This window comes from Rhodopseudomonas sp. (genome assembly GCF_036404135.1).
GTDB lineage: Bacteria > Pseudomonadota > Alphaproteobacteria > Rhizobiales > Xanthobacteraceae > Rhodopseudomonas_A.
This window is the reverse complement of the sequence record NZ_DASWPE010000096.1, coordinates 17,657-42,842: the sequence shown is the minus strand read 5'-3', so window position 1 is coordinate 42,842 and position 25,186 is coordinate 17,657. Positions and strand designations below refer to the sequence as shown.

Sequence of the window (25,186 nt, the reverse complement as noted above, 5' to 3'; positions counted from 1 at the left end):
AGCGTCATGACGCGGGTTCCGCCCAGACGGACGGCGACACCACGTCGCCGGTCCATGAATAGATCGCCAGCAGAGGCTCGCGCCCGGTGCGCATGGCGTGGATCATGTCCTCGCTGTGCAGGATGTAGTCGCCCGGCGCCCGCGTGGCGGTGCTGCCGGCGGCGGTCCACGCCGCATTGCCGGCGAGCACATGGTAGAGCTCTCTCGCCGGGTGTCGATGCGGCCGATAGAAAGTGTCGGACCCGATCAGCGTGAGTCCGAAGCAGACCTCCGCGCTGCGGAAAGGCGCCTCCGGCCCGACGATTTCTGCCCAGCCCATCGCCGCGTCGAGGCCCGGTGCGTCCGGTCGCGGCAGGTAGCCGTACCGCCACGGCAGCAGCGCCGCGATTGGCTGCAACGCGGCCGCCACGGCCGCCGCACTCGCCGCAGTCAGCGACAGCGCCGCCGGCAGATGGCGGGTGAGCGGATGCGACGTCGGCTCAACCGGCTGCGGCGACAGCGCCCGCCGGTCGAGCGCCGCGGAGACTTTGCGGATCTCTTCGCCGATGTCGTCCGCGCTTTCGGGTCGTGCCTCGAAGCGATGGCGAAGCGCCGTCAACAGACCGTGTAACTGATTTCCCGTGAGCCCCGGCATGGTCAGTCGCTCGGCCCGGATTGCAGCACGGCGACCGTATGGCCGATGCGTTCTCCGCGCTGGAATGCATCCCAGGCTTCGACGGCGTCGAGCCGCGCCGGCTTCAGGCTCGCCTCGATCGACAAGGCGTTGCGGCCGGCGTCCTGCGGATCGAGCACGGCGAACGCCTCTGCCAGCCGGGCCGCAGGGTAAAAATAGAACGGGCCGAGGCCGCCGCGCTGCCACTGCGCATAAGAGCCGATCACGTCGACGGGGTCGGCCTGCACCTTCCAGGAATAAGTGAGAAAGGCCGGCGTATAACCCGCCGCGACCGCCATGCGGCTGAGAATTTCCAGCGGCAGCCGCGCGCCGATGACCGAGACCACGGTCCCGCCCGGATTGAGCAGATCGCGCGCCTCGACGAGCGCCAAGTAATGCAGGACGAGCAGCCACTCCTTGACGAAGTCCGGCACCGCCTCCCCGCGCGGCGGAATGAAGGCGGCGCTGGTCCGCCCCACCTCAATGTGACCGGCCTCGGCGAGCGGCAGGTTGGGGAGGTTTTCGTAGACCACGTCGAAACGAAGTCCGCGCTCACGCAGCGGCGACAACAGATCGCCGGCGCCGGAATGCAGCGTGACGTCGACGCCCGGACGAAGATTGCGCCGGATATTGCCGGCGGCCGTGTCGACCACATCGCCGAACAGATCGGTGATGCCGATCGTCTCTGCGCCGAAAATCTCGATGGCGGCGAGCGCGTCGGCTCCCGAACCGGTCCCGATCGACGCAAAGGCGCGGCAGGCGCCCTCGCCGCGGCGATCGCGCAGCAACCTGAATGCCGGCGCCGCGACGCTCGAAAGCCAGTCCCGTTGCAGGTCCGTGGTATCCGGCAGGTAGGCGCGATCGGCTATCGTGACGACAAGCCGGTCCTTGATCCGCCGCGTCTCGCGCAGTCCGAAATAACTGAGCGGATCGATTTCGAGCGACAGTTCAGGCTCAGGCGTTTGCGGCAGAGACATAGAGCTTACCTGGAGAGCATACCAGACGCGGAGGATGATAGCGTATTTCGTTATCCGCTGTCAGGCTTCGCATACCGTTGGCAGACGTCGTGTAGTTCGCCGGCAGCCTGCAGGATTAGAAATAGCAAGCGTGTTGAATTCCAGCTTGTTCGTTGGATTTGTAAAGAATACGATCATCGAATGATGTCAAGTAACTCGCCTTGAAAGCAGACATGCACACGCCCTACCCGACCGCCGAAGAAATTTCTTTTCCGACAGCGCTGCATCCCGACACGTTTGCTCTCCACGGAGCACGGCCCGGTAGCACCGCGGCGGTGCCGATTCATCAGCTTGTCGACGGCGGAGCCATCGACTCCTCCGATCTGCCGCGCTTTGGAAGCGACGTGCTGGATGCACTGTATCGTTCCGTGAGCAATCCGACCCAGCACGCCTTCGAGGAACGGCTGGCCGCCTTCGAAGGCGGCGCCGCGGCGCTGGCGGTCGCTTCCGGACAGGCGGCATCGGCATTTTCGGTGCTCAACGTCGCCAAGGCCGGCGACAATTTCGTCACCTCCACCGGCCTCTATGGCGGCACCTGGATCTTGTTCGACAACACTCTGCGGGAGTTGGGCATCGAGGCCCGCTTTGTCGACCCGTCCGATCCGGAGAACTTCCGCCGCGCTACCGATGCGCGGACGCGGCTCTACTACGCCGAGACGCTGCCGAATCCCAAGCTCGAGGTGTTCCCGATCCGGGAGGTCGCCGACATCGGGCGATCGCTGGGCATCCCGCTGGTGATGGACAACACCTCGGCTCCTCTCGTGGTGCGTCCGTTCGAGCACGGCGCGGCGATCGTGATGTATTCGACGACCAAGTACATCGGCGGCCACGGCACGACGCTCGGCGGCGCCATCGTCGACGGCGGCAATTTCCCCTGGGAGCAGCACGCCGCGCGCTTTCCTCAGCTCACGGCACCGGACGATGCCTATCCCGGCGTGATCTGGACCGAGGTCGCGAAGTCGCAGGGGCCGATCGGCTTCGTGTTGCGGGCACGGATGAAGCTGCTCGCCGACTTCGGCGCGGCGATCACGCCGATCGCGGCCTTCCACCTGCTGCAGGGCCTGGAGACACTGCCGATCCGCATGGAGCAGCACAATGCCAACGCCATCGCCGTGGCCGATTATCTGAAAGACCATCCGAAGGTCGCCAAGGTGCATTTTCCGGGCCAGCAAACCGGCGAGCATCGCCGCCGCGCCGATACCTATATGCGGGGTGGCTATGGCGCGCTGATCGGCTTCGAGCTTAACGGCGGCATCGCGGCCGGCCAGCGCTTCATCGAGGCCCTGAAGCTGTTTTATCATGTAGCCAACATCGGTGATGCGCGGTCGCTCGCGATCCAGCCCGCCGCGACCACCCATTCGCAGCTCAGCGAAGCCGATCAACTGGCCGCCGGCGTGACGCCTGGTTTCGTTCGGCTGTCGATCGGAATCGAACACCGCGACGACATCATCGCCGATCTGGACCAGGCCTTAGCCTGCCTTTGACACTGCCCCGAAGGGAGCTGAGGCCCGCGCGCCGGCGGCATGGCAGCCGCTTCCCCACGGCGTGAGGCCCATCGTCAGGGTGGAATTCCTTGGCAAAGCCGCCGGCCCGCAACCTGGTCGGCGCCAGCAAGGCGTGACCGCCGAAACCACCGAAGCGGTCATCGCGACGGGGTGTGCACGACCGCGCTGTGGCCCCCCAATGCCAATGATTCTCTGAATCGATCTAGCCATTGAGATCATTGGAGCGGGTGAAGGGCTCCGCGTGGAGCGCCGGCAACCCGCGATTTGCAGCAATTTCTTTGATTTTGCTTGCCTTTCCGACATCCGCGATGCAATGAAACGTCCTACAAAACGTCCTACATCACTCGCGGGTTCCTCATGTCCGACTTCCTCACGCGCCGCAACGGCACATGGCATTTCCAACGCCGCGTTCCGACTGAATACGCCGCGCTCGATCCCCGCAAGGTGGTCCGCCACTCGACCAAGATACGCATCTCGGAAGACCGCGCCGGCCGGCGTGCCGGCGTCGTGGCCGACCGACTCAACAAGGAACTCGAAGCGTTCTGGCGCGGCCTCGCCAGCGGCCGACCGAAAGCCGAGTTGACCAGCTACACCGCCGCCCGGCAGCGGGCTCGGTCGCTAGGCTTCGACTACATCGATAACGCGATGCTCGTTCAACAGCCCTTCGAGGCCCAACTGGCGCGTGTCGAGGCGCTTGGGCAGAACGGTGCCGTCAACGATCCGGCCACGCGTGCGGGCCTCCTAGGCACCGCCAAGCGGCAAGTCCCGCTGATCTCGCAAATCTTCCCCGAATACAAATCGGAGATCGAGGAAGATACCCTCGACCTGTCGGAAGACCAACTCCGCATTTGGACGAACGGCCGGACGCGCGCCGTCGAAGCGTTCCTCGAAGTGATCGGCCGGGATAAGCCAATCACAGAGATCACGCACGACGACGCCCTCACCTTCCGAGAGCACTGGCGGGGCCGGGTGATCAACGAGGGGATCGCGGCCAAGACCGCCAACAAGCAAATCGGGCAGTTGAGCGGCATGCTCAAGGAACTGAGCATCATCCGGCGGCTCGGCCTGCCTGACTTTTTCCACGGCCTGCGGCTGAAGGGCGAGACCGAGAAAGACCCGACGCCCTATGACACCGAGTTCATTCAGAAGCGCATCCTGGCTGACGGGGCGCTCGACGGCCTCAACGAAGAGGCGAGGATGGTGATCTACATTATAGCCGACACCGGCCTGCGCCCTTCCGAGATTCTAAACCTCAACGAGAGCACGATCTTCCTAGACGCGCCGATCCCCTATGTTCGGGTGATGGCAGATGGACGGCGGATGAAGACCGAGCACAGCGACCGCGAGATTCCGTTGGTCGGGGGCGCGCTCCCCGCGCTCAAGCTGATGCGGCACGGGTTCGACCGATACCACGACAACTCGTCGAACTTCTCGGCGGCGGCGAATAAATACCTGCAAGAGAATGACCTGAGACCGACGAAGGACCACTCGGTCTATTCGCTGCGGCACAGCTTCAAGGATCGCCTCGTTGCAATCGAGGCGCAGGATAGCTTAATTGATAGCTTGATGGGCCACGACTCGAAGAAGCCGAAATACGGCAAGGGGCCATCGCTTGAATTGAAGCTGAAATATCTAAAGCAGATCGCGCTCACGCCCGCGAAGGAACTTAATGACGTGAAGTGATTATGTCGTCAACGCTGTACGGGCTTCGCCGCGATGGCTGCATTGAACGGCAGCGATTGCACCGTGATCTCGACATCGCCATGATCCCGCAGGACGCCATCGATCTGACTAAGGGCGCGCGCTACGGCATCCTGATTTTCATTCGTCATGAGGTAATATCCGAACAATCGCCACGCCTCTGCGTGCCAATTCTTGCGCTCTCCCCTTGTCTCGCTCATTGACCACCCTTCGGCTTGCCGGCCTCAACCCATTCTTGGAAACGAAACTCCGACACGCACACGCCGGGAACGGAATGGCAGGCAGCAACATAGCTCACGTATCCGAGATGGAGATCGGCCGCTTCCTGACGAAGGAACCCTTGATCATATAAACCGGACATATAGTACGGAACGTCGAAAGAGTGGTGGCCGCATAGCAGCCCGACATCGACGAGCCACCGCTCATAATCCAGATCGCGTCCGTAAATCTTCTTCTGCGGCATCACACCCTTCCCCCTTCAACAACTGATAGTCCGGCGATCCTAACGATGCCCTTGCTGACTTCGTTCACCCCGCCCGTGATTGCGAGCGGCGATGCGCCTTGCTCGACGAACGCCTGAAGTCTGTTCCTGGCGCGCTGGCGAACATCCGCCTTGCTCCGCAGTTCGTCAAGCTTCGCTTCAAACAGTTCATACATTGGCAAATGCACGTCGCCGTCAATCTCGACAAGGTAGGCGAGCACAAGCAGCGCGCGCTCGACGCGCTCAATCATCGACGGCGCCGACCCGCCGCCCATGACTGCAACTTGTTGGTTCACGCCAGTCATCACGCCATCAACCGAACAAGCTGTGCTGCACCACCGGCTCGCTTGGCGAGTCGATTTTCAAGAGTGCGGAACGCATATGCCGCTTCCAGCGGGACAACTCCGTTGCCGAGCATCCGAAGCCGATCCAAGCGACCAACGTCCAGCGCCAAGGCCATCCCATCAACCACTCGACGAACAGCGGGTTCAAGGTGCGGGGCGCTGGTGACGATCCGATCCCACTCGGCACGTTGATCGGGTGCTGGTGCGAACAGCGAAGGTGAGCGGGATATTGTCGTTCGATGCCTTCGAATACCATACGTGCTCGACGTAGTTCGGCAATTGATCGAGGTGGAGTCGTCCGCTCCCGTTGACCAGGTGCTGCTCGCCGTTCGTGCCCTTCCAATCGCGAGCCGCTGGCGTCGGCCACTGCGAGAACGAAGCAGCGCTCCCGGCGATGGCTCGCGCCGACTTCTGACGCCGTGAAAAGTCCGACCTCAGTTTCGTAACCAAGTCGGCGAAGATCACGCCAGACACGGAAGAGTCCTCCCGACGAAACGAAGCCGCTGACGTTCTCAATGAAGACGAAGCACGGCCGGGCTTGCACGATGATCCGGCGTGCTGGCGACCATAGGTCTCGCTCGTCTCTGTCGGCGAGACGAAGCCCGGCGACGGAGTGCGGCTGGCACGGGATGCCGCCAATGAGTCCATCCACAAGGCCACGCCACGGCCTGCCGTCGAAGGTTCCGACATCGCTCCAAATAGGCGCTTCAGCCAAGAAGCCCGCTTGCATCGCAGATACCAAGTGCGCGACGGGTAACGCCTCCCTCTCGACGTACACGACGCTGCGAGCACCGGGAATTGCCAGTTCGACTCCGAGATCAAGTCCACCGCCTCCGGTGCAGAGTGAGATGATGTTGGTACGTACAGCCACATTACACCGCTGCCTTCGGCGCTTCGAGCCAATCGACGAAGCGCAGCTTCACGCCAGCTTCGAGCAGCATGACCAGCGTGGTTTCCATGTCCTCGCCCCAGCGCGGATCGTTGCCGTCCGGCGTGACGCACACCACGTCGCTGATCCCCGATTGAATGATTGCCCGCGCGCAGTCCGTGCATGGGCACCACGGCAGATAGATCGTGCAGCCGAACGTGCTGACGCCCTTGGCGGCGGCATTGTAGATCGCGTTCCGTTCGGCGTGCTCGGTCCAACGATACTTCGCCGGGCGGTCATGCCGGCACTCGATGTCGTCGTTGATGCCGCGCGGAAAGCCATTCCAACCGACCGACACCAGCACTTGCCGGTCATCAACGATCACGCAGCCGACCTGCCGGCTGCGATCCCTGCTCCATGCAGCGACGTGCTGCGCGAGCCCCATCCATCGCTGATCCCAACTCACAGCGCCCTCGTCAGCGTCTTGTTGCCAGAGACCTTGCGAGCGCCCGCCATCACCGCGTCGATGCGCAAGCCGATGTCGAATCCGCGAAAGCCGGCTACGATCAAGGCGACGGCAATGTCACCGACGATGACCTTAGTGTCGCGCGCTACCACAGCCGCGATCATCTTCTGAGTCATCTCGTCGTCAACGAGGCCGGTATCAATGTGCGACATGGGTTGAAACGTCCTGCAAGAGTGCGTATTGATCCGGGTGGATGCCAATCTTCTGCTTGCGATGACTGCGGAAACGAACGGGCTTGATCGCGGTCGGATCACGCAAGAACGGGAAGCGTTCGTGGATGCCGGTAACGATCTCGACCAAAGCCAAGACCGTCTGCGGCATCGTGAGGCCGAGCTTGTCGGCGATGGGCTGAAGCTCTGCGCGGACTTCTTCGGGCAGCGCCTTCGCGCGGGGAACCGCGACGAAATCCCATCCCAGCCAACCGAGCACAGCTTCCAGCGACTCGAGACCCGGCTTGTTCTTGCGCCGCCACGCCTTCACCGAAGCGCGGCGAACGCCAGAGCCTTCCTCAACCTCGTCATACGTGACCTGAAGCCGCGCCATCTCCGAGAAGACGAGCTTCACGTGAGGCCCGACGCGTTCCGGCATAGTTACGGTGCGTCGAGCGCCATGCGCGCGGTGGCGGCTACTCATGCTTCGGACCTTCGGCGAGTTCGGTGCTGATGTTCATCATGGCGATGACGCCAATCAGATCGGGCTCACCATCCGACTGAAACATAACCCGACGCGCGCGCGCGTCGGGGTGCATGGCGATGGTCTCGGTCTTGAACGAGTTGAGCATCGTCTTCATGAACTGGCCGCTGATTCCGAAGGCTTGTACCTCGCCATCGATCTCGGCTTCGACCACATCGACGCCGCCGCCGGTCTGACTGCCGACCGCAACAACGAAGCCTTCATCGGAGCCTGCGCACTGCAAGCGGTGGCCCAATTCCTTCGATGCGAACGGTTCGAGCAGCGAGACGGTGTTGATGCAGAGCGTGCGGTCAACGAGCACGCGGGTTTCAGACGGCGTGCTCACCAGCGGCTGGTAGTTCGGATAGGTGCCAACCAGCATCGCAGAGCAGAAGTGGACGTCGCCGGTGCGGAAGAAGATCGAGCTTTCGTTGACGATGACATGCACTTCTTCGGCGGACCGGAAGAGACGCAACACCGAGTTGACCGTCTCGGCGCTGAGAATGACACCGGCCGGTTGCCCCTGACGGTGTGGCATATTTTCGGCGCCCTTCGGCGCGGTGATCGTCGCCAGGATCAGGATCATGCCGGTGGTGCCAACGGCCGCGAGCAGCGGGGCCTTCTCGGTCTCGCGGACATGAAGGAATACGCCCGACATTGGAGAGCCAGGTGCAGGCGAAAGCGCCTGTGCGGTGTGGCCGAACAGCCGGGTGAGATCGGCGCCGGAAAGCTTGAACTCTGCGCCTTCCATCTTCATGACGCGCGCCGGCCAGTCTTCGGCGGCAAGCGTCGGGAACGTCACGCGGGACCGGCCCGCCTTCATGATCAGGTTGTGCTTCGAGTCGTCGTAGCTCAGCGTGACCTCGACACTCTTCGGCAGACGATCCACGGTCATCTTCAGCTTGGCCGCGTCAACGGTGGTCACGCCCCCGCGCTCCATCTGGCACTCGCCGGACGCCTCGACCATCATGTCAAAGTCGGTGGATGCGACAGACAGCTTGCCGTCGCGCACTGTGATCCGCGCGTTGTTCGCGATCATCGACGGTGAGTTCTTCGGCGCGTTCGACACGCCACGGGTCACGATGTCGGCGAGACGGTCACGGTTGATGGTAAGCTTCACAGAGAGCTCCTGTTTGATTCGAGGTGATATGTTGCGCCGACGTGCCCCTCGCACTCTTCGACGGAAGAAAATTTCGGATTGAGGTACACGCGCAAGCGATCGATTGCGTGGATGATCTCGTAAACGCAGATCAGCGCTTCGATCTCGCGAGCGAAGTCGGTATCAATCATCGAAATACGGAAGCGGGCGCAGTCGATATCAGCCCCTCGAAGCGCCTTGAGCACCATCATGAGGGCTTCGTCGTTTTCGGTTGCGAGCCTGCGGAGCAGCGCCACTACATGGTTGAAGCGGCGAAACAACGGATCAACCGCCGGGTCCGGCAGATTGATCGGGCCGTCGAGGGCGCGCAGGATATACGGGCGCCCCTCTTCGAGAGCGCTATCGAGCGCTGCCAGCATCCCGCTCGACCAGCCCCGGTCCGTGTAGAAGACCGAGTAGTCCGCGACCTTCCGCCACGCGAGTCCGAGCGCGATTCCCAGCGCGCGCTCGTCCGGCTTCTTGTCGTTCAAGAACTGAGTGAATAGCAGGTGCGAAGCCTGCGGGCTCTCATTGCGCATTGCGCAATCGTGAGCGGCGCGACGCGCATAAGCGCTATTCGCGTTAACCTCGCCAGCGAATGGCGACTCTAGAATGACGAGCTTGATTGGTTGCATGGTCCGTTGCCTCTCCCGAGCAGCAACGGACCATAGACATGCCTATCCGTTATGTCAACGGACAGCGACGGATCAAACGAACTAAACTAATTCACAGCTTCCGACGATGCGTTCGAGGGATTTGACGGACGCGCGCGGCATCTCGGTAATGGTCTGATCGCCAAGGCTCCGCACGCTGATCTTGTCGAGCGATATAGAGACAACTTCCCGGATCGCGACTCGGTCATCGGACTGACGCACTAGAGCGAAGCCACCGCCTTTCACGGGCAACTTCGGGTTCACAATCACCGCTTCACCAGTCCGGTAGCGCGGGGCCATTGTGTCGTCTGGCACCGAAACGCAATAGACTTCTGGCACATTCGCGAGCGGCGAAAGCATCATGCTCTTGGCTGATTCGTTTAGCGCGAAGAAACCGTCCGCATCGGTGAGCCCTATCTGATAGAGCGGGAAGCCTACGATGGGAGCGGAGTGATTGGAACGGCCAGCTTCACTTGGGCCTATAAGACGCGGCGTATCCTGCTCGCCGAAGAAGTAGGCCGCGTCGGTATCAAGGATCGTTCCGAGTTTGGCGAGAGATTCACGGCTTGGGTCTTTCGACCTGTCGGCGAGCAGATCGTTGACGTAGCTCAAGCCAAGCCCCGCTCTGCGCGACGCTTCGTTCCGCGATATATTGGCGGCATTAATGCGCTCTTGAACTCGCGCCTTGATTGTCTCAAGGGCCGGATGAGTCCTCTTTGCCTTATTCGCCGGAATTGCTCGCTTCATTCAATTGTCCCCCACTTACGCATACTGCATTACTAGCTGACGCCACCCTAACGTCAATTTCGGCGATCCCTAGTTCACCCCCTGGCCGCAACACAAGATGTTGCGCCTCGTCTTTGTCCGTCGCCATCCGTTGACAACCGTCGAATCGAACGTTAGACAAAGTTCAACGTGATCAACGAAACATCGCCACCAGATTCGGCTTTAAACCGGACTGCTGACGGATGTCAAGCGGTAGCGACGGATGGACTCTGCAATCGAGACGAATGAAGCCCTTGTGGAACGGATCGTCTCTCTGACGCAGACGCTTGAAAACCTGCGGCAGTCGATGGCGCTGGCCGGCTCCCTCCCTTCCGATTGGAAGCTCACACCGAAGGAACGCTCTCTGTTCCTCGCGCTGCTGCGCAACGACACCGTCACGAAGCAGATGGCGATTGTCCTGCTGTACGGCACCGAAGATCGCCCGTCGCGTTCGGTGGACGTTTTCATGTCCCGCATCCGGCAGAAGACCAAAATCCATTCCGTCACCATCGAGACCATCAATCGCACCGGCTACCGGCTGGTGGACCGTCTCGTTTGGGCGAAGACCTTGAAGCTCGACGCGCCCGTTGAGCACTAACCGGGGAGCCACATGGCAATCTCACTAAAGAGTATCAAGAAGAAGACCGCTGCGGAGTTGCAGCCTATCTTCACGATCTACGGCGTCCCGAAGATCGGGAAGTCCTCGTTGGGTTCGGAGTTCCCGCGTCCGGTCTTCATCCAGACCGCTGAAGGCGAGAGCGTCCCGGCCGGCATCGTCGCTGACACCATCGAAGTTCGCAACTACGCGGAACTGTGCGAGGCAATCGGCTCGCTGGTGATGGAAGAGCACAACTACGCGTCGGCGATTATCGACTCGACCACGGGCCTCGAAAACATCATCCGCGCCGAAGCCTGCGCCCGCAATAACTGGAAGACCATCGAAGACCCCGGCTACGGCAAGGGCTACAAGGTCGCCGCCGGCATCTTCCTCGAATACATCGACGGCATCATGACGCTCCGTCGCGAGCGGAACATGGCAATCGTGCAGCTTGGTCACACCGACATCACCCGGTTCGACTCGCCGACGACCGATCCCTACTCGCGATATCGGATCAACATGCACAAGGATGCTGCCGACATCATCGAAGCGAACAGCGACGTGATCGCTTTCCTCAACTTCAAGGCTTCGATCAAGAAGGTCGATGCCGGCTTCAACAAGGAAGTGCGCCACGCCGAAGGCGGCGGTCTGCGCTGGATTTTCCTCGAAGAGCGCGGTGGCTACATCGCCGGCAATCGCTTCGGCATGCCGCCCGAGATTCAGTTCCGCAAGGGCGAAGGCTACTCGGCACTCGCCAAGTATCTGCCGCCCGCCCCGCCCTCGGCGGAAGCGGAAGCCGCCTAACTACCATTCCGAAACGCCATAATAGGAGAGACCTGTGGCACAATTGAACGTCAACATGGCTGAAGTCGATGAAGGCAAGGCCGAACATTCCGGCTTCGCCCTGGTCGGCCGCGGCCGGCGCATGCTTCAGATCGTCGAAGGCGACGTGAAGCAGAACTCGAAGAGAACCGGGGACGTCTTCAACTTCAAGGTCGAGTGCGTCGAGGACGGCGAGTTTAACGGAGCGAAGTTCTTCTCGTCGATCAACGTCAGCCACGAAAAGCCGAACGTGCGGGCGCAGGGGCAGGCGCAGTTGAAGGCGCTGGCGCTCGCGCAGGGCCAAGACCCGCTCGCGATCACCGACACCGATCAGTATCTCTGGCAACCGTTCCTCGCCGACATCGACATCGTTGCGAACACCTATCAGGGCGTGACGAAGGATCAGAACACCATCGTTCGCTTCGTATTCGAGGGCAATCAGAACTTGCCGATCCCCGGCACCGCCCCGGCGAACGACAACAAGGCGCAGCCGACCGCTGGCGCGAACGACAACACGCCGCAGACCACGACCGCGTCGAACCCCTCGACCGCACGCACCACGCCGAACGGTGGCGCGGCTGCATCCAGCGCTGGCGGCGGGCGCTCGATGCCTTGGAAGAAGAACTAATCACCGCCTAACGTCGGGGCTACGGCCCCGACGCTTTTCTCCCTCCCCTCACATTTCAGCATGCGCAACGCGCCCTTCGGCGCGAACGACCGAGGCTTGCCTGATGGCCCCCCTACCCCGACGCGATTTCACGACCCAAGCCATCTATGAGGCATACGCAAAGTCTCGCGGTCAAGCTTGGGACTCGATGGGCATTTCCATCTCGATCCTCGGTGACGAGTGCGAGCGCGCGCTTTGGTACGAGTTTCGGTGGTCGTCGCAGCCCGAAGTCATCGACGGCCTGAAGGCCATCACGTTCGAGACCGGCAACATCGAAGAAGACCGCCTGATGAACTCCCTTCGCATGATCGGTTGCGAAGTGGATGACGTTGATCATCGCGGCAAGCAGTACCGGATTGGCGCTATCGCCGGCCACGTTCGCGGAAAGATGGACGGCAAGGTGCTCGGCCTGCCGGAAGCACCGAAGACCTGGCACGTCGCCGAAGCGAAGTCGATGGGCGACAAGTATTTCAAGGAAGTGCAGAAGGTCGGCGTCCGCAATGGTTACTTCGCCCATTGGGTGCAGTTGAACACGTACTGCCATCTCTTCGGCTACGAGCGCGGGCTTTACATCTGCCGGAACAAGAACACCGGCGAAATCTATTGCGAGCGCATCGAGACCGATCACGTCGAAGCTATTCGCCTGCTTCAGCGCGCCGAACGGATCATCAAGGCATCGAACCCGGTGCCGAAGCTTCACGAAGACCCCGAGCATAAGCTGGCGTTCAAGTGCAAGTATATGTGCAAGCACAAGGCCGTCTGCCACGACCATGAGTTCGCTCGCGTGTCGTGCCGGACCTGCATCCACGCAACGCCTGAGATGTTCGGCGACGCGGCGTGGTCGTGCGCCCGCTGGAATACGCCGCTCACTCTCGCCGAGCAGAAGAAAGGTTGCCCCGCGCATCTCTTCATCCCGTCGCTTGTGCCAGGCGAACCCATCGATTCCAGCGAAGAGGAAGAATGGATTCTCTACACGCTGCACGACGGCCGCGAATGGCGTGATGGCGTGAAGCCCTCTGTTCGCTACTGGCATCACGCCGAGTCCGGTTCGGTCTTCTCAACCACACCCGACGAGCCCGATCCGCGCGACTCCGATCCCACCATCGAAGAACTCACCGCCGAAGAATTTCACCAAGCAACCGAATACTACGCAAATGGAGCATCGCAAGATGTCTGACTTTCCATTCGCCACGCCGTTCATGACGGCGGGGGCCGAACAGTGCCGATACTTTATCGGCGAAGAGATCGGAATGCACGCCACTGTCTGCGGTTGCAAGGCGCTGGCCGGGCTCTCCTACTGTGCGCCGCACGCTCGCATCGTCTTTCAACCAACGCGCCCCTTCGCTACCCGCGTCCGTCGCGATATCGACGTTGCCGTTGCTCCCGCGAACGCGGATCACGAGCCGGACCTGACGGAGATTTATTCGTGAGGTTCCCCCTGATCTATGCCGATCCGGCTTGGACGTTCGAGACCTACTCGGACGAAGGCAAGGATCGTTCGCCCGAGCAGCACTACGACTGCATGTCCCTTGACGCGATCAAGGCGATGCCCGTTGCCGATCTCGCGGCGGACGACTGCGCGTGCCTGCTCTGGGCGTGCGATCCGCTGCTCGACAAGGCGTTCGAGGTTCTGACGGCGTGGGATTTCACCTTCAAGACGGTGGGTTTCTACTACATCAAAGTCGGCCGTGGCCTGCGGCCAGATACAGGCATGGGATATTGGACGCGCGCGAACCCTGAGATTTGTTTACTCGGCACGCGTGGCAAGCCGTCCCGATTATCGAAGGGCGTTCAACGTCTGATCCTCGAACTCAGCTTCGAGGACAAGGTCGTGCTCGCGCCAAGGGCCGCGCACTCGGAAAAGCCGCACGAGGTTTACAGCCGGATCGAGAAGCTTCTGCCCGGCCCCTACCTCGAACTCTTCGCACGCCACGCAAGAGCCGGTTGGCACCAGTGGGGCAACGAAGTCGGCAAGACCGGCGGCGTCCCCAACCTCATCCACATGCCCGGCTACCCGGCGCGTGCCGCTGCGGCCAACGACAACTCACTCTTTGGAGCCACCAATGAAGCGTAAAGACCCGCTCACCGTATTGCGCGACCACGTCATCGCGACCGACGATCAGACTGGATCGCCGGGAATGAAGGCCGTTGATATCGAGCGCGCGTTGGAGCGCGCCGGCTTTGCCATCATGTCCAACGAGGCTGCGGCGCTGCTCGCATTCATCGTCTCTCGCCGTGGCATCAACGAACCTGTGCTCGATCAGGTGTTGATCGATCTCGGCCTCGCGCACATCGTTCCTTACGATCCCGCGCAGCATACCGGCGGCTCCGATCAGATGCTTCCGGGTGACAGTTACCTCAAGTATTCGGACGCGCTGTCGGCGGTCTTGGAACATGGCCGCGTGCATATCTCCGCAGCGTCGGGGAAGTTGCAGTGAGCCTTGTCCTTCGCAATTACCAACGTAAAGCCGTTGATGCGCCGTATGCCTATTGGGAGAAGAAACCCAAAGGCAATCCGCTGATCGTGCTGCCGACCGGCGGTGGTAAGTCGTTGGTGCTCGGAACTCTATGCCAGGAATTTATCACCTTCGAGCCGACGACTCGCATCGTCATGGCGACGCATATCAAGGAATTGATCGAGCAGAACTATGCCGAGCTTCTTGGCTTCTGGCCTTGGGCACCGGCTGGAATCTATTCAGCGTCGCTCGGCCGGCGTGACGCTCACTCGCAGATCATCTTCGGTGGCATCGCCACGATGTTCCGGCAAGCGGCGCGCATCGGGCACGTCGATGTCCTGATCATCGACGAAGCGCACACCGTCCCGCCGGACGAAACCGCGATGTACGGCAAGTTCATTACTGCGCTGCGCGAACTTAATCCCGACATGCTAATCCTTGGCCTCACCGCCACGCCATACCGTCTTGACTCCGGGATGCTGACCGAAGGCGAAGGCGCGCTGTTCGACGACATCATTTACGAGATCACGATCAAGGAGCTGATCGATCTCGGCTACCTTGTTCCGCTCGTTTCGAAGGCGACTTCAACACAGCTTGACGTGAAGGGCGTTCGACGTTCCGGTGGAGACTTCACTCCGACCCAACTTCAGCGCGCGGTCGATAAGCACCCGATCACGGAGGCGGCGGTCGCGGAAATCATCTCGTTTGCAACCAGCAACGAGAAGCCGCGCAACTCTTGGCTGATCTTCTGCACTGGCGTCGATCACGCTCACCATGTCCGCGACGAAATCCGCTCGCACGGCTACACCGCCGAGACGATCACGGGCGAGACCGAAACTGGTGATCGGCGGCGCATCGTCGAAGAGTTCAAGGCCGGCAAGATCAAAGCCCTCACGAACGCCAACGTGCTCACGACGGGCTTCAACGCCCCGCGCATCGATCTACTCGCCATGCTTCGCCCGACCGAGTCCACGGCGCTCTACGTCCAAATGGTCGGCCGTGGCACGCGCTGCATGGGCAGCGACATTCACGAGTCCATTCGCAACGGCAAGTCCGACTGCCTTGTGCTCGACTTCGCCGGCAACGTCCGCCGGCACGGCCCCGTGGATCGCGTCACCGTGCGGAAGCCGGGCAAGGGTCAGGGCGATGCCCCGGTGAAGGAATGCCCCGAGTGCCACTCGCTGATCTTTGCTGGCCTCATGGAGTGCCCCGACTGCGGCTTCAAGTTCGAGCGCGATGTCGAGAAGAAGATCACGAAGACCGCCGACGCGGTTCCGATCCTGTCGTCCTCCAAACCGATTTGGTTGCCGGTCAAACGCCGCACCTTCTATCGGCACGATAAGCCAGGTGGAACGCCGAGCATCCGCGTCGAGTACCTGTGCGGCATGGTCGCGCACCGTGAATGGATTTGTCCCGAGCACCAAGGCTTCGCTCGGATGAAGTTCGAGAAATGGTGGAAGCAGCATGGCGGTGGTGACGACGCGCCGTTCACTATCGACGACGCGATGGCGAAGGCGAAGACCCTGAAGCAGACGGCCGAGATCATGATCCGCGCCAATGGCAAGCATTGGGAGATCGTCGGGAAGAAGCTGGGCGAGGTCGATGAATCAATCGATCCGATGGGCTACGTGCCACCGTCGCGCGAGGTCATCATGGCTCAACACGACAAGATGGTGGCGGAACGCAAGGCCGCTGAAGCAGCCGCGAAGCTGAAGCCTTGGGAGAAGCCAACCACCATCACCGTGAATGCGCCGAAGGCGGTCATGCCGGGCTACGTCGCGCCGCGCCCCAAGCTCAACCCGTCGAAGCCGTGGAACGCACAGATCACACCGCCGATCAGCAAGACCGCTGATTGGGATGACGACATTCCGTTTTAGGGACAGCAAGTGAGTGCATTTCATAAGTCGATGCGGCGCAACCAACCGTATCAAAAGCTGACCGCATATCTCACCGAGCAGGGATACCCTTTCGAGCCCGTGCATGGCGGGAAGCACCCCTATCTTCTGGTGGACTTAATGCAGGGATCGAAGATCAAGTTCTTCTTTCCATCTTCAGCCGGCGATCATCGTGGCGCCGACAACGCGGTCAGCCAGATCAAGCGGGTAATCCGCGAGCGGCTGGGAGGCCCTAATGCGTCAGTTTGATATCGAGCCCGTGTGCTGCGGCGTCTGCCAGCGGCAGGCATTGGGTATCGGATACGCGCCGAAACAAGGCAAGCCGGTCCTTTGGCTGTGTCAGAACACCAACTGCATTTCTCTTGGAAGAGTCGTATTCCACATGACGCCTAGCCTTTCCATCGGCCGCCCTGCGCGTAGCCATAGCGCAAGGCGGTACTTGCCGAGCATCCAGACGTGGCGAGCAACAATGTGCGCGTCGTGCTGCCTCCTCGATCTGAGATTCAAGCGAGCCTGATCGAGGGCTTTGATGCGCCTAACCGATCGTTTGCATGCGAGACGCGGATTCCAGTCCTCAGAGAACGCGTCGGGATCAAGCCTCCGTGCTTCTGCCGCGACATCGGCGGGGCTATTCGAGTTCATTCGGGTATCGTTCTCCTCGAATCGGATGAGCAGGATGACACGAAAAAGTTTCAGTTAGAGTCAGGCCATAAATTTCTCCCGGCTATACACAGGAGCGGCCAAAGCGAGATACGGCACTAACGTAAGACAATACTTTCAGATGAAATATCAACGATTTAGTATCAAAGGATGCCCTGTGGTGCCGTTGGAAACCCTCACATTCTCGACGCGGATCAAAGGAAAGGGGCCTCTTTCGCGGCCCCGTTCTTGGCATAATGCGGCGGCGCCGACGCCTACGCCCTCTTGCGTTTCACCGGCCCATCCGCATCGAACCTAACCTTGCCCCGGCTAATCTTCGACTTCAGCATGTCGTTGATCCGGGTCTGCCAGCCCGGCCCGGTCGCCCGCAGGGCTTCGACCACAGCCCCATCGAGCCGCAGCTTCACCGGCACCTTCGGGCTCTCGATCCGAGGACGCCCGACCTTGTTCTTGAACTGAGCGAGAATTTCCGGCGGCAGTTCTGACGCCGGCCGAGCCTTGGCGAAGTCCTCTGCCGTCCACTCCGGATTCTCGTCATGGATCGCGGGGTCGAATTTAGGCTTCTTTGACATGACGCTTCATTTCCTTTGCGTGAGCGCGGCGCAGGCTGATCGGGCGCATTTTGCCATGCCGCACGGTGTAGGCCAGAAAGTGGGGCTTGCCGTCGATGTAGCCCCAGGCCCGATAACGGGTCTCGCCGTAGTCGAACCGATCATCCTCGACGAATTGAACGATCTCCATATCAAAGGCTCGCTCCAGCGAGATTTTGTGCTGGGCCTTATTGATCTCGTCTTTGATGATGTCGAAGCGATGTTCCATGTGAATATTCGTACACCCCGAAATTATCCATGTCAACATTTATTGGGTGTACATTATTGGGAGCATTCACAAGCTGTATTCCGCCCGACCTGCCGACCCACAAAGCCTAGCGGATGGTCGTGATGCATTTCAGGCGGTAGGCTGGGGAATGTCCCCTCGCATCATTCGCATGCGGCTATCTGGCAGCGACGCAAATCTTACGCCCGCGAGATGGCGAATGCCGAGCACCGGCAAGTCGAACTTGAGGGCCAGATCGAGGCAGCCTGTGGGCGGCGCACGGACTGGCCTGCGAGAATTGGAATATCGGGCTGATCCTCAGTGGCGATCCCTCGCCCTCGCCGACCATTCCAGCGGTGATCGACGCTGGCGATGTTGGGATCGAGGTTCGGTGCAGAGCCTGCGGACACCGCGAGCGCGTCTTCCTTCCCGATCTCGTCTGCCCGCGGACAAGCCGATCCACACCCTCGCCAAGTGCTCTTCTGCCGGCGTGCCACGCAATCAGCGGCCCGAAAAGGGCGATTAGACCTAATCTCGCTGTACGAGCTTCCAGCGCCAAAATTGCCGGCGGGATCTCTAAGCCGATAACGTACTACAATACGTCCTACAGGCTCGCCCGCTCAACAAATAAATCGTTGATATCGCTTTGATATTTGGCATAAACGTGCAGCATTGGAGCGGGTGAAGGGAATCGAACCCTCGTATTCAGCTTGGAAGGCTGCTGCTCTACCATTGAGCTACACCCGCGTCAGGCCTGACCTAACACGGCATCCGGGCCGCCTCAACACCCTCGAAGCCTGATCCCGCAAGCCGGATCGGCGAACCGCGCCAGGCTCGGGGTTCCGGAACATTTTCTGCCGCTTGCGATTGGTCCGCCCGAAACGGAGACTTCAATGTGCACGCCCCGTTCGCGCGCTCCGGCGGGCGCCCGTGAGCGCAATCGATCGACCTCGGAGCGTTCGCGGCGCAGTCGCGCGGCGGCATCACGGCCTATGAATGAATGTCTTTCCTGAGTCGGGATCGCCGCTGCCACGCCGACATCGCCGCCCTACCTGCCACAGATTCGCAAAGCCTAGCCGCGCGACTCCACCAAGACCTATCACTGCACATGCTGATCGTACTGACCGCGGGCTTGGCGCTGTGGACGGTCTACGGCATGCCGAAAGCGGACTACGTGATCGTCGCCGCCAATGGCATTGCGGTGCTCTGGCAGGTCGCGTGCTAGCCTTCAAAACCCGCGATCTTTTTGCCGCGCCGCGCCGCCGCAATCCGGGAACCTAACCGGCATCACACAGTTGGGGTGCATCGCGGACGCATGGCTGCAACCCGGAGACGATGATGGGCTTCTTCAGCAAAGACATTCAATCGATGGACGATCTCCTGCTGCACGGATTGCAAGACATCTATTACGCCGAGCAGCAGATTACCAAGGCATTGCCGACGATGATCGAGCAGGCGACCAATCGCGATCTTGCCCAGGGGCTGAAAACCAACCTCGAAGAAACCACCAAACAGATCGAGCGACTGGACCAGGCGTTCAAGAAGCTCGGCAAGAAGCCGTCCGGCACGGACTGTCCGGCGATCGACGGACTGATCAAGGAATCCAACGAAACCGCGGGCGAGATCGCCGACAAATCGGTGCTCGACGCCGCGATTGTCGCCAACGCGCAGGCGGTCGAACACTACGAGATCGCTCGCTACGGCACCCTGATCGCGTGGGCCGAAGAACTCGGCCACGACGACATCGTCCGTTTCCTCACCACCAATCTGAACGAGGAAAAGGCCGCAAATACCAAGCTCAACACCGTGGCGCTCCGCAAGGGCGTCAACCGCAAAGCTGCAAGCTGAAAAGGAAGACCAAGATGAAGCGTTTGACCGTAGTGGCTACCTGCCTGCTGTTCGCCACCCCCGTATTGGCGCAATCGCTCGGCGAAAAGACCGGCGTCAATTCCACGCTCGGCATCGCGCCGACCACCCAGGACTTCGTCACCCAGGTCGCAATCAGCGACCTGTTCGAGATCAATTCCAACAAGCTCGGCGCCGAAAAGGGCAACGCCGCCGAGAAGAGCTTCGCGACCCAGATGGTGACCGACCACACCAAGACCTCGACCGAACTCAAGACCCTGGTCACCGGCGGCAAGGTCAAGGCCGAGCTGCCGACCGCGCTCGACAGCGCGCATCAGAGCAAACTCGACAAGCTGAAGGGTCTCAGCGGCGCCGACTTCAGCTCCAGCTTCGACTCCTACCAGGTCGATGCCCACAAGGACGCGGTGAACCTGTTCGAGCGCTACGCCAAGTCGGGCGAAAACGCCGACCTGAAGGATTGGGCCGGCAAGACCCTGCCCGCGCTGCAGCACCATCTGGAACTGGCGCAGAAGCTCGACGACGCCCGCTCCGGCGCGACCGTCGGCAAGAAGTAATCGTTCCGGCCCGGCGTTGTCAGCAAGGCCGGGCCGCTTGGTGATCAGCCGACCCGCCGGCGCTCGCCGCCGGACCCTGCGACCCTTTCCATATTCCGAGCAGGATCTCCGCCTCATGGCCAAGACCTCCAAGCGCTCCGCCGGACATTCATCGACCGTGCACGACCAGAAGCTGACGCGTGGCGAAGGCGGCGAGTTGCATCAGACCGCCGAGGATCTCGGCCTCGACGTGCTGACAACCGCGCAGGGCGGCCCGGTGTCGGACGACCAGAATTCGCTGAAGATCGGCCCGCGCGGCCCGACGCTGATCGAGGACTTTCACTTCCGCGAAAAGATCTTCCACTTCGATCATGAACGGATTCCGGAGCGCGTGGTGCACGCCCGCGGCTACGGCGCGCACGGCTTCTTCGAGACCACCAAATCGCTGTCGAAATATACCCGCGCCGATCTGTTCCAGCGTGAAGGCGAGCGCACTCCGGCGTTCGTGCGGTTCTCCACCGTCGCCGGCAGCAAGGGCTCGTTCGACCTGGCGCGCGACGTCCGCGGCTTCGCGGTGAAGATCTACACCAAGGAAGGCAATTGGGACCTGGTCGGCAACAACATCCCGGTGTTCTTCATCCAGGACGCTATCAAGTTCCCCGACGTGATCCACGCGGTGAAGGAAGACCCCGACAGCGCCTTCCCGCAGGCGCAATCGGCGCATGACACGTTCTGGGATTTCATCAGCCTGACCCCGGAAAGCATGCACATGATCATGTGGGTAATGTCGGACCGCGCGATCCCGCGCTCGTTCCGCTTCATGGAGGGCTTCGGCGTCCACACCTTCCGCCTAGTCAACGCCAACAACGAATCCACCTTCGTGAAATTCCACTGGAAGCCGAAGCTCGGGCTGCAATCGGTGTTGTGGAACGAGGCGGTGAAGATCAACGGCGCCGACCCGGATTTCCATCGCCGCGACCTCTGGACCGCGATCCAGTCCGGCAACTTCCCGGAATGGGAGCTGCAGGTGCAATTGTTCGACCAGGCCTTCGCCGACAGCTTCGATTTCGACATTCTCGACGCGACCAAGCTGATCCCAGAAGAAATCTTGCCGCCGATCCCGGTGGGCCGGCTGGTGCTCAACCGCATGCCGGATAATTTCTTCGCCGAGACCGAGCAGGTCGCGTTCATGACGCAGAACGTGCCGCCCGGCATCGACTTTTCCAACGATCCCTTGCTGCAGGGCCGCAACTTCTCCTATCTCGACACCCAGTTGAAGCGGCTCGGCAGCCCGAACTTCACCCATCTGCCGATCAACGCGCCGAAATGCCCGTTCGCGCATTTCCAGCAGGACGGCCACATGGCGATGCGCAACCCGGTGGGCCGCATCAACTACCAGCCGAATTCGTTTGGCGAAGGCCCGCGGGAATCCCCGACACGCGGTTTCGTGCCGTTCGCGGAGGCCGAGGAAGGCGCCAAGGCGCGCTTTCGTGCCGAGAGCTTCGCCGATCATTACAGCCAGGCGCGGCAGTTTTACATCAGCCAGACCCGCGGCGAGCAGCATCACATCGCCAACGCCATCACCTTCGAGCTCAGCAAGTGCAAGTTGCCGGTGATCCGCGAACGTGTGGTGTCGCATCTGTTGAACATCGACGAAGGCCTCGCCAACAAGGTCGCCGCCGGGCTCGGCCTGAATACCCTGCCGAAACCGGCCGATGCCGCGGTGCCGACCCGCCAGGATCTTCCGCCGTCGCCGTCGTTATCGATCGTCGAACGCGGTCCGCAGCGCTTCGAAGGCCGCAAGCTCGGCATCCTCGTCACCGACGGCACCGACGCCGCGGTGCTGAAGGCGCTGCAGAGCGCGATCACCAAGGCCGGCGCGGTGTTCGAATTGATCGCACCGAAGGTCGGCGGCGCAACTTTAAGCGACGGCAGCTTCGTCGAGGCGGACCAGATGATCGACGGCGGCCCCTCGGTGCTGTACGACGCCGTCGCGTTGCTGGCGTCGGAAGCCGAGATCGATGCGCTGGTGCAGGAATCGACCGCGCGGGACTTCGTCGCCGATGCGTTCGCGCATTGCAAGTTCATCGGCTACGTCGCAGCCGCCGAACCGCTGCTCGCCAAGGCCGCGGTGTTCGACAGCCTCGACGAGGGCTGCGTGAAGCTCGGCAGCGCCAAGGATGCGAAGAACTTCGTCGGCGAACTCGGGACGTTGCGAATCTGGGCCCGCGAATCGACGGTCAAGATGAACTGACCGCGCTGATCGGAACGAGATAAGGCCCTCGATACGCTTCACAGCCCGCCGGCGGCCCGCCTCCGACGTTGTTAACGAATAGTTATCTCCATGGACTTGGCAGCGTCACGGCGCCGATGCAGCATCATCGCGTCTGACATCGGTGAATCGAGGGCGACGTGAGCGAACAGACGGTTCGGGAAGGACTCCCCTTCCCGCTGGGGGCGAGCTGGGACGGCAACGGCACCAATTTTGCGCTGTTCTCGGCGCATGCCACCAAGGTGGAGATCTGCCTGTTTGACGGCGCGAAAGAGCGCCGCTTCGAACTGCCGGAATATACCGACGAGATCTTCCACGGATACCTGCCGGACGTGGGCCCCGGCAGCTTCTACGGCTACCGGGTCCACGGCCCCTACGAGCCGGAGAACGGCCATCGCTTCAATCCGAACAAGCTGTTGCTCGATCCCTACGCGCGCGCCCATGCTGGCGAGATGAAATGGGATCCGGCGGTGTTTGGCTATAAGATGGAAAGCGGTGACGATCGGACCTTCGATACCCGCGACAGCGCGCCGTTCGTGCCGAAATGCGTGGTGGTCGATCCGAACTACGACTGGAAGGGCGAGCCCGGCCGCCGCAACACGCCGTGGGATCAGACGGTGATTTATGAGGCCCACGTCAAGGGCTTCACCAAGCAGCATCCCGGCGTGCCGGAGCATCTGCGCGGCACCTATGCCGGATTCGGCAGCCAGCCGGTCATCGACCACATCGCCTCGCTCGGCGTCAGCGCGGTCGAATTGCTACCGATCCATACCTTCATCAACGACGACAATCTGCTCGACAAGGGGCTCACCAATTACTGGGGTTACAACACCATCGGCTTCTTCGCCCCCGACCCGCGCTACGCCTCCGACGTCCCCAACAGCTTGCGCGAATTCAAGGAGATGGTGGCGCGGCTGCACAATGGCGGGCTCGAGGTGATCCTCGACGTGGTCTACAACCACACCGCCGAGGGCAGCGAACTTGGCCCCACGCTGTCGTTCAAGGGCATCGACAACGCCAGCTATTACCGGCTGCTGCCGGACAAGCGGCGCTACTACATCAACGACACCGGCACCGGCAACACCGTCAACCTGTCGAATCCGCGGGTGATCCAGATGGTCGCCGACTCTTTGCGCTACTGGTCGAACGAGATGCATATCGACGGCTTCCGCTTCGACCTCGGCACCATCCTGGCGCGCGAGGTCTATGGCTTCGACGAGCAGAGCGGGTTTCTCAAGGCGGTGGATCAGGATCCGGTGCTGACCTCGGTCAAATTGATCGCCGAGCCGTGGGACATCGGCCCCGGCGGCTATCAGGTCGGCGGCTTCCCGCCGGGCTGGGCGGAATGGAACGACAAGTTTCGCGACACCGCGCGCGACTTCTGGCGCGGCGAAACCGACGTCGCGGCGCTGGCGCCGCGGCTGTCGGGCTCCGGCGACCTGTTCAACCACCAGGGCCGCCGCGCCTGGGCCAGCATCAACTTCGTCACCGCGCATGACGGCTTCACCCTGAACGACTGGGCGAGCTACAACGACAAGCACAACGAGGCCAATGGCGAGGACAATCGCGACGGCTCCTCCTCGAACCGCTCCTGGAACTGCGGCGTCGAAGGCCCGACCGAGGACAAGGCGATCCTGGCGCTGCGCGAACGGCAGAAGCGCAACATGCTGGCGACGCTGCTGCTGTCGCAGGGCACGCCGATGCTATTGGCCGGCGACGAATTCGGCCGCACTCAGCACGGCAACAACAATGCCTATTGCCAGGACAGCGAAATCTCCTGGGTCGACTGGAATTTCAGCGACGACGCCAAGGACCTGTTGAGCTTCAGCAGGCGGCTGATCGAACTGCGCAAGACCTATCCGACGCTGCGCCGCAGCCGATTCCTGACCGGACAGCACGATCCGGAACTCAACGTCTGCGACGTGGTCTGGATCAACGCCAATGGCACCCCGATGCAGGATGCGCAGTGGCAGGACACCTCGATGAAGAGCTTCGGCATGCTGCTCGACGGCCGTGCACAGAAGACCGGCATCCGCAAGCATGGCGAGGACGAGACCGCGCTGTTGGTGATGAACGCGTTCGACGGCGTGGTCGATTTCATCCTGCCCGAAACCCCGCTTGGCACCAAATGGTCGCTGCTGATCGACAGCAACATTCCGGACGGCGCTCCGGGCGAAGAATTTCCCTGCGGAGCGATGTATCAGGTCACCGCACGCTCGCTGCTGCTGTTCACGCTCGGGACTTAACGGCGCTGGCTGCTCCTAATTTCGGCAGCCATTT

The 25,186-nt window shown here is 61.5% G+C and carries 29 protein-coding genes and 1 tRNA gene; 15 read left to right on the top strand and 15 right to left on the bottom strand.

The window, feature by feature from the left end:
* Positions 1-4: 4 nt before the first annotated feature.
* Positions 5-634, bottom strand: a complete 630-nt coding sequence (locus VGC77_RS11140) for a dimethylsulfonioproprionate lyase family protein (RefSeq protein ID WP_331171630.1) — start codon at positions 632-634, stop codon at positions 5-7.
* A gap of 2 nt (positions 635-636) precedes the next feature.
* Positions 637-1,629 carry a hypothetical protein gene (locus tag VGC77_RS11135; RefSeq protein ID WP_331171629.1) on the bottom strand — a complete coding sequence of 331 codons (993 nt, stop codon included), beginning with the start codon at positions 1,627-1,629 and terminating at the stop codon, positions 637-639.
* Positions 1,630-1,841: 212 nt separating this feature from the next.
* On the opposite strand from VGC77_RS11135, the gene VGC77_RS11130 reads away from it, so the two are divergent.
* Complete coding sequence (locus VGC77_RS11130; protein WP_331171628.1) at positions 1,842-3,152, top strand: O-acetylhomoserine aminocarboxypropyltransferase/cysteine synthase family protein; 1,311 nt, start codon at positions 1,842-1,844, stop codon at positions 3,150-3,152.
* A 378-nt stretch (positions 3,153-3,530) separates the two neighbouring features.
* Complete coding sequence (locus tag VGC77_RS11125; RefSeq protein ID WP_331171627.1) at positions 3,531-4,856, top strand: tyrosine-type recombinase/integrase; 1,326 nt, start codon at positions 3,531-3,533, stop codon at positions 4,854-4,856.
* An 8-nt stretch (positions 4,857-4,864) separates the two neighbouring features.
* Here VGC77_RS11125 and VGC77_RS11120 read toward each other — a convergent pair whose 3' ends face one another.
* From VGC77_RS11120 to VGC77_RS11080, 10 genes are all read right to left on the bottom strand, one after another.
* A complete protein-coding gene (locus VGC77_RS11120) occupies positions 4,865-5,074 on the bottom strand; it encodes a hypothetical protein (RefSeq protein WP_331171626.1) in 210 nt (69 codons plus the stop codon).
* Positions 5,071-5,337, bottom strand: a complete 267-nt coding sequence (locus VGC77_RS11115; protein ID WP_331171625.1) for a hypothetical protein — start codon at positions 5,335-5,337, stop codon at positions 5,071-5,073. Before VGC77_RS11115 ends, VGC77_RS11120 begins: the two co-directional genes overlap by 4 nt.
* Positions 5,337-5,660: a hypothetical protein gene (locus VGC77_RS11110; RefSeq protein WP_331171624.1), complete on the bottom strand. Its 324-nt coding sequence runs from the start codon at positions 5,658-5,660 to the stop codon at positions 5,337-5,339. The genes VGC77_RS11115 and VGC77_RS11110 overlap by 1 nt, the downstream gene beginning before the upstream one ends.
* Before the next feature lie 7 nt (positions 5,661-5,667).
* Complete coding sequence (locus tag VGC77_RS23665) at positions 5,668-6,570, bottom strand: DNA cytosine methyltransferase (protein ID WP_414709644.1); 903 nt, start codon at positions 6,568-6,570, stop codon at positions 5,668-5,670.
* A 1-nt stretch (position 6,571) separates the two neighbouring features.
* Complete coding sequence (locus VGC77_RS11105) at positions 6,572-7,033, bottom strand: dCMP deaminase family protein (RefSeq protein WP_331171623.1); 462 nt, start codon at positions 7,031-7,033, stop codon at positions 6,572-6,574.
* Positions 7,030-7,245 carry a hypothetical protein gene (locus VGC77_RS11100; protein WP_331171622.1) on the bottom strand — a complete coding sequence of 72 codons (216 nt, stop codon included), beginning with the start codon at positions 7,243-7,245 and terminating at the stop codon, positions 7,030-7,032. Before VGC77_RS11100 ends, VGC77_RS11105 begins: the two co-directional genes overlap by 4 nt.
* Entirely contained in the window at positions 7,232-7,657 is a 426-nt protein-coding gene (locus VGC77_RS11095) for a hypothetical protein (RefSeq protein ID WP_331171621.1), read from the bottom strand. The genes VGC77_RS11100 and VGC77_RS11095 overlap by 14 nt, the downstream gene beginning before the upstream one ends.
* Positions 7,658-7,718: 61 nt before the next feature.
* Complete coding sequence (locus VGC77_RS11090; protein ID WP_331171620.1) at positions 7,719-8,885, bottom strand: DNA-directed DNA polymerase; 1,167 nt, start codon at positions 8,883-8,885, stop codon at positions 7,719-7,721.
* The gene (locus VGC77_RS11085) at positions 8,882-9,442 is read right to left on the bottom strand and encodes a hypothetical protein (RefSeq protein ID WP_331171619.1); all 561 of its coding nucleotides are present in this window, start codon (positions 9,440-9,442) and stop codon (positions 8,882-8,884) included. The genes VGC77_RS11090 and VGC77_RS11085 overlap by 4 nt, the downstream gene beginning before the upstream one ends.
* Before the next feature lie 177 nt (positions 9,443-9,619).
* Complete coding sequence (locus VGC77_RS11080) at positions 9,620-10,303, bottom strand: XRE family transcriptional regulator (RefSeq protein ID WP_331171618.1); 684 nt, start codon at positions 10,301-10,303, stop codon at positions 9,620-9,622.
* 274 nt (positions 10,304-10,577) lie between these two features.
* Here VGC77_RS11080 and VGC77_RS11075 point away from each other — a divergent pair, with 274 nt between their 5' ends.
* The 9 genes from VGC77_RS11075 to VGC77_RS11035 all read left to right on the top strand — a co-directional run bounded on the left by VGC77_RS11075 (position 10,578) and on the right by VGC77_RS11035 (position 17,008).
* Positions 10,578-10,919: a helix-turn-helix domain-containing protein gene (locus tag VGC77_RS11075; protein WP_331171617.1), complete on the top strand. Its 342-nt coding sequence runs from the start codon at positions 10,578-10,580 to the stop codon at positions 10,917-10,919.
* A 12-nt stretch (positions 10,920-10,931) separates the two neighbouring features.
* Entirely contained in the window at positions 10,932-11,723 is a 792-nt protein-coding gene (locus VGC77_RS11070; protein WP_331171616.1) for an ATP-binding protein, read from the top strand.
* Between the two features lie 34 nt (positions 11,724-11,757).
* On the top strand, positions 11,758-12,369 hold the full coding sequence (locus VGC77_RS11065; RefSeq protein ID WP_331171615.1) for a hypothetical protein: 612 nt from the start codon (positions 11,758-11,760) through the stop codon (positions 12,367-12,369).
* 187 nt (positions 12,370-12,556) lie between these two features.
* The gene (locus tag VGC77_RS11060) at positions 12,557-13,585 is read left to right on the top strand and encodes a hypothetical protein (protein ID WP_331171614.1); all 1,029 of its coding nucleotides are present in this window, start codon (positions 12,557-12,559) and stop codon (positions 13,583-13,585) included.
* Positions 13,488-13,838, top strand: coding sequence for a GcrA family cell cycle regulator (locus VGC77_RS11055; protein ID WP_331171679.1), 351 nt, complete (start codon positions 13,488-13,490; stop codon positions 13,836-13,838). The genes VGC77_RS11060 and VGC77_RS11055 overlap by 98 nt, the downstream gene beginning before the upstream one ends.
* Positions 13,835-14,482 (top strand): MT-A70 family methyltransferase, encoded by a 648-nt coding sequence (locus VGC77_RS11050; protein ID WP_331171613.1) that lies wholly within the window; start codon positions 13,835-13,837, stop codon positions 14,480-14,482. The genes VGC77_RS11055 and VGC77_RS11050 overlap by 4 nt, the downstream gene beginning before the upstream one ends.
* The gene (locus VGC77_RS11045) at positions 14,472-14,846 is read left to right on the top strand and encodes a hypothetical protein (protein ID WP_331171612.1); all 375 of its coding nucleotides are present in this window, start codon (positions 14,472-14,474) and stop codon (positions 14,844-14,846) included. Before VGC77_RS11050 ends, VGC77_RS11045 begins: the two co-directional genes overlap by 11 nt.
* Positions 14,843-16,741, top strand: coding sequence for a DEAD/DEAH box helicase (locus VGC77_RS11040; protein ID WP_331171611.1), 1,899 nt, complete (start codon positions 14,843-14,845; stop codon positions 16,739-16,741). Before VGC77_RS11045 ends, VGC77_RS11040 begins: the two co-directional genes overlap by 4 nt.
* 9 nt (positions 16,742-16,750) lie before the next feature.
* On the top strand, positions 16,751-17,008 hold the full coding sequence (locus VGC77_RS11035; RefSeq protein WP_331171610.1) for a hypothetical protein: 258 nt from the start codon (positions 16,751-16,753) through the stop codon (positions 17,006-17,008).
* 665 nt (positions 17,009-17,673) lie between these two features.
* Here the strand turns inward: VGC77_RS11035 and VGC77_RS11030 are convergent.
* The 3 genes from VGC77_RS11030 to VGC77_RS11020 all read right to left on the bottom strand — a co-directional run bounded on the left by VGC77_RS11030 (position 17,674) and on the right by VGC77_RS11020 (position 18,982).
* Complete coding sequence (locus tag VGC77_RS11030; RefSeq protein WP_331171609.1) at positions 17,674-17,991, bottom strand: BrnA antitoxin family protein; 318 nt, start codon at positions 17,989-17,991, stop codon at positions 17,674-17,676.
* Positions 17,975-18,238, bottom strand: coding sequence for a BrnT family toxin (locus VGC77_RS11025; protein ID WP_331171608.1), 264 nt, complete (start codon positions 18,236-18,238; stop codon positions 17,975-17,977). The genes VGC77_RS11030 and VGC77_RS11025 overlap by 17 nt, the downstream gene beginning before the upstream one ends.
* 670 nt (positions 18,239-18,908) lie before the next feature.
* A tRNA-Gly gene (locus VGC77_RS11020) sits at positions 18,909-18,982 on the bottom strand.
* Between the two features lie 591 nt (positions 18,983-19,573).
* Here VGC77_RS11020 and VGC77_RS11015 point away from each other — a divergent pair.
* The 4 genes from VGC77_RS11015 (at position 19,574) to glgX (ending at position 25,152) form a co-directional block, all read left to right on the top strand.
* On the top strand, positions 19,574-20,083 hold the full coding sequence (locus VGC77_RS11015; RefSeq protein ID WP_331171607.1) for a ferritin-like domain-containing protein: 510 nt from the start codon (positions 19,574-19,576) through the stop codon (positions 20,081-20,083).
* 14 nt (positions 20,084-20,097) lie between these two features.
* A complete protein-coding gene (locus tag VGC77_RS11010) occupies positions 20,098-20,655 on the top strand; it encodes a DUF4142 domain-containing protein (protein ID WP_331171606.1) in 558 nt (185 codons plus the stop codon).
* 115 nt (positions 20,656-20,770) lie between these two features.
* Positions 20,771-22,888, top strand: coding sequence for a catalase (locus VGC77_RS11005; protein ID WP_331171605.1), 2,118 nt, complete (start codon positions 20,771-20,773; stop codon positions 22,886-22,888).
* Between the two features lie 158 nt (positions 22,889-23,046).
* Positions 23,047-25,152 (top strand): glycogen debranching protein GlgX, encoded by a 2,106-nt coding sequence (glgX, locus tag VGC77_RS11000; RefSeq protein WP_331171604.1) that lies wholly within the window; start codon positions 23,047-23,049, stop codon positions 25,150-25,152.
* Positions 25,153-25,186 lie beyond the last annotated feature (34 nt).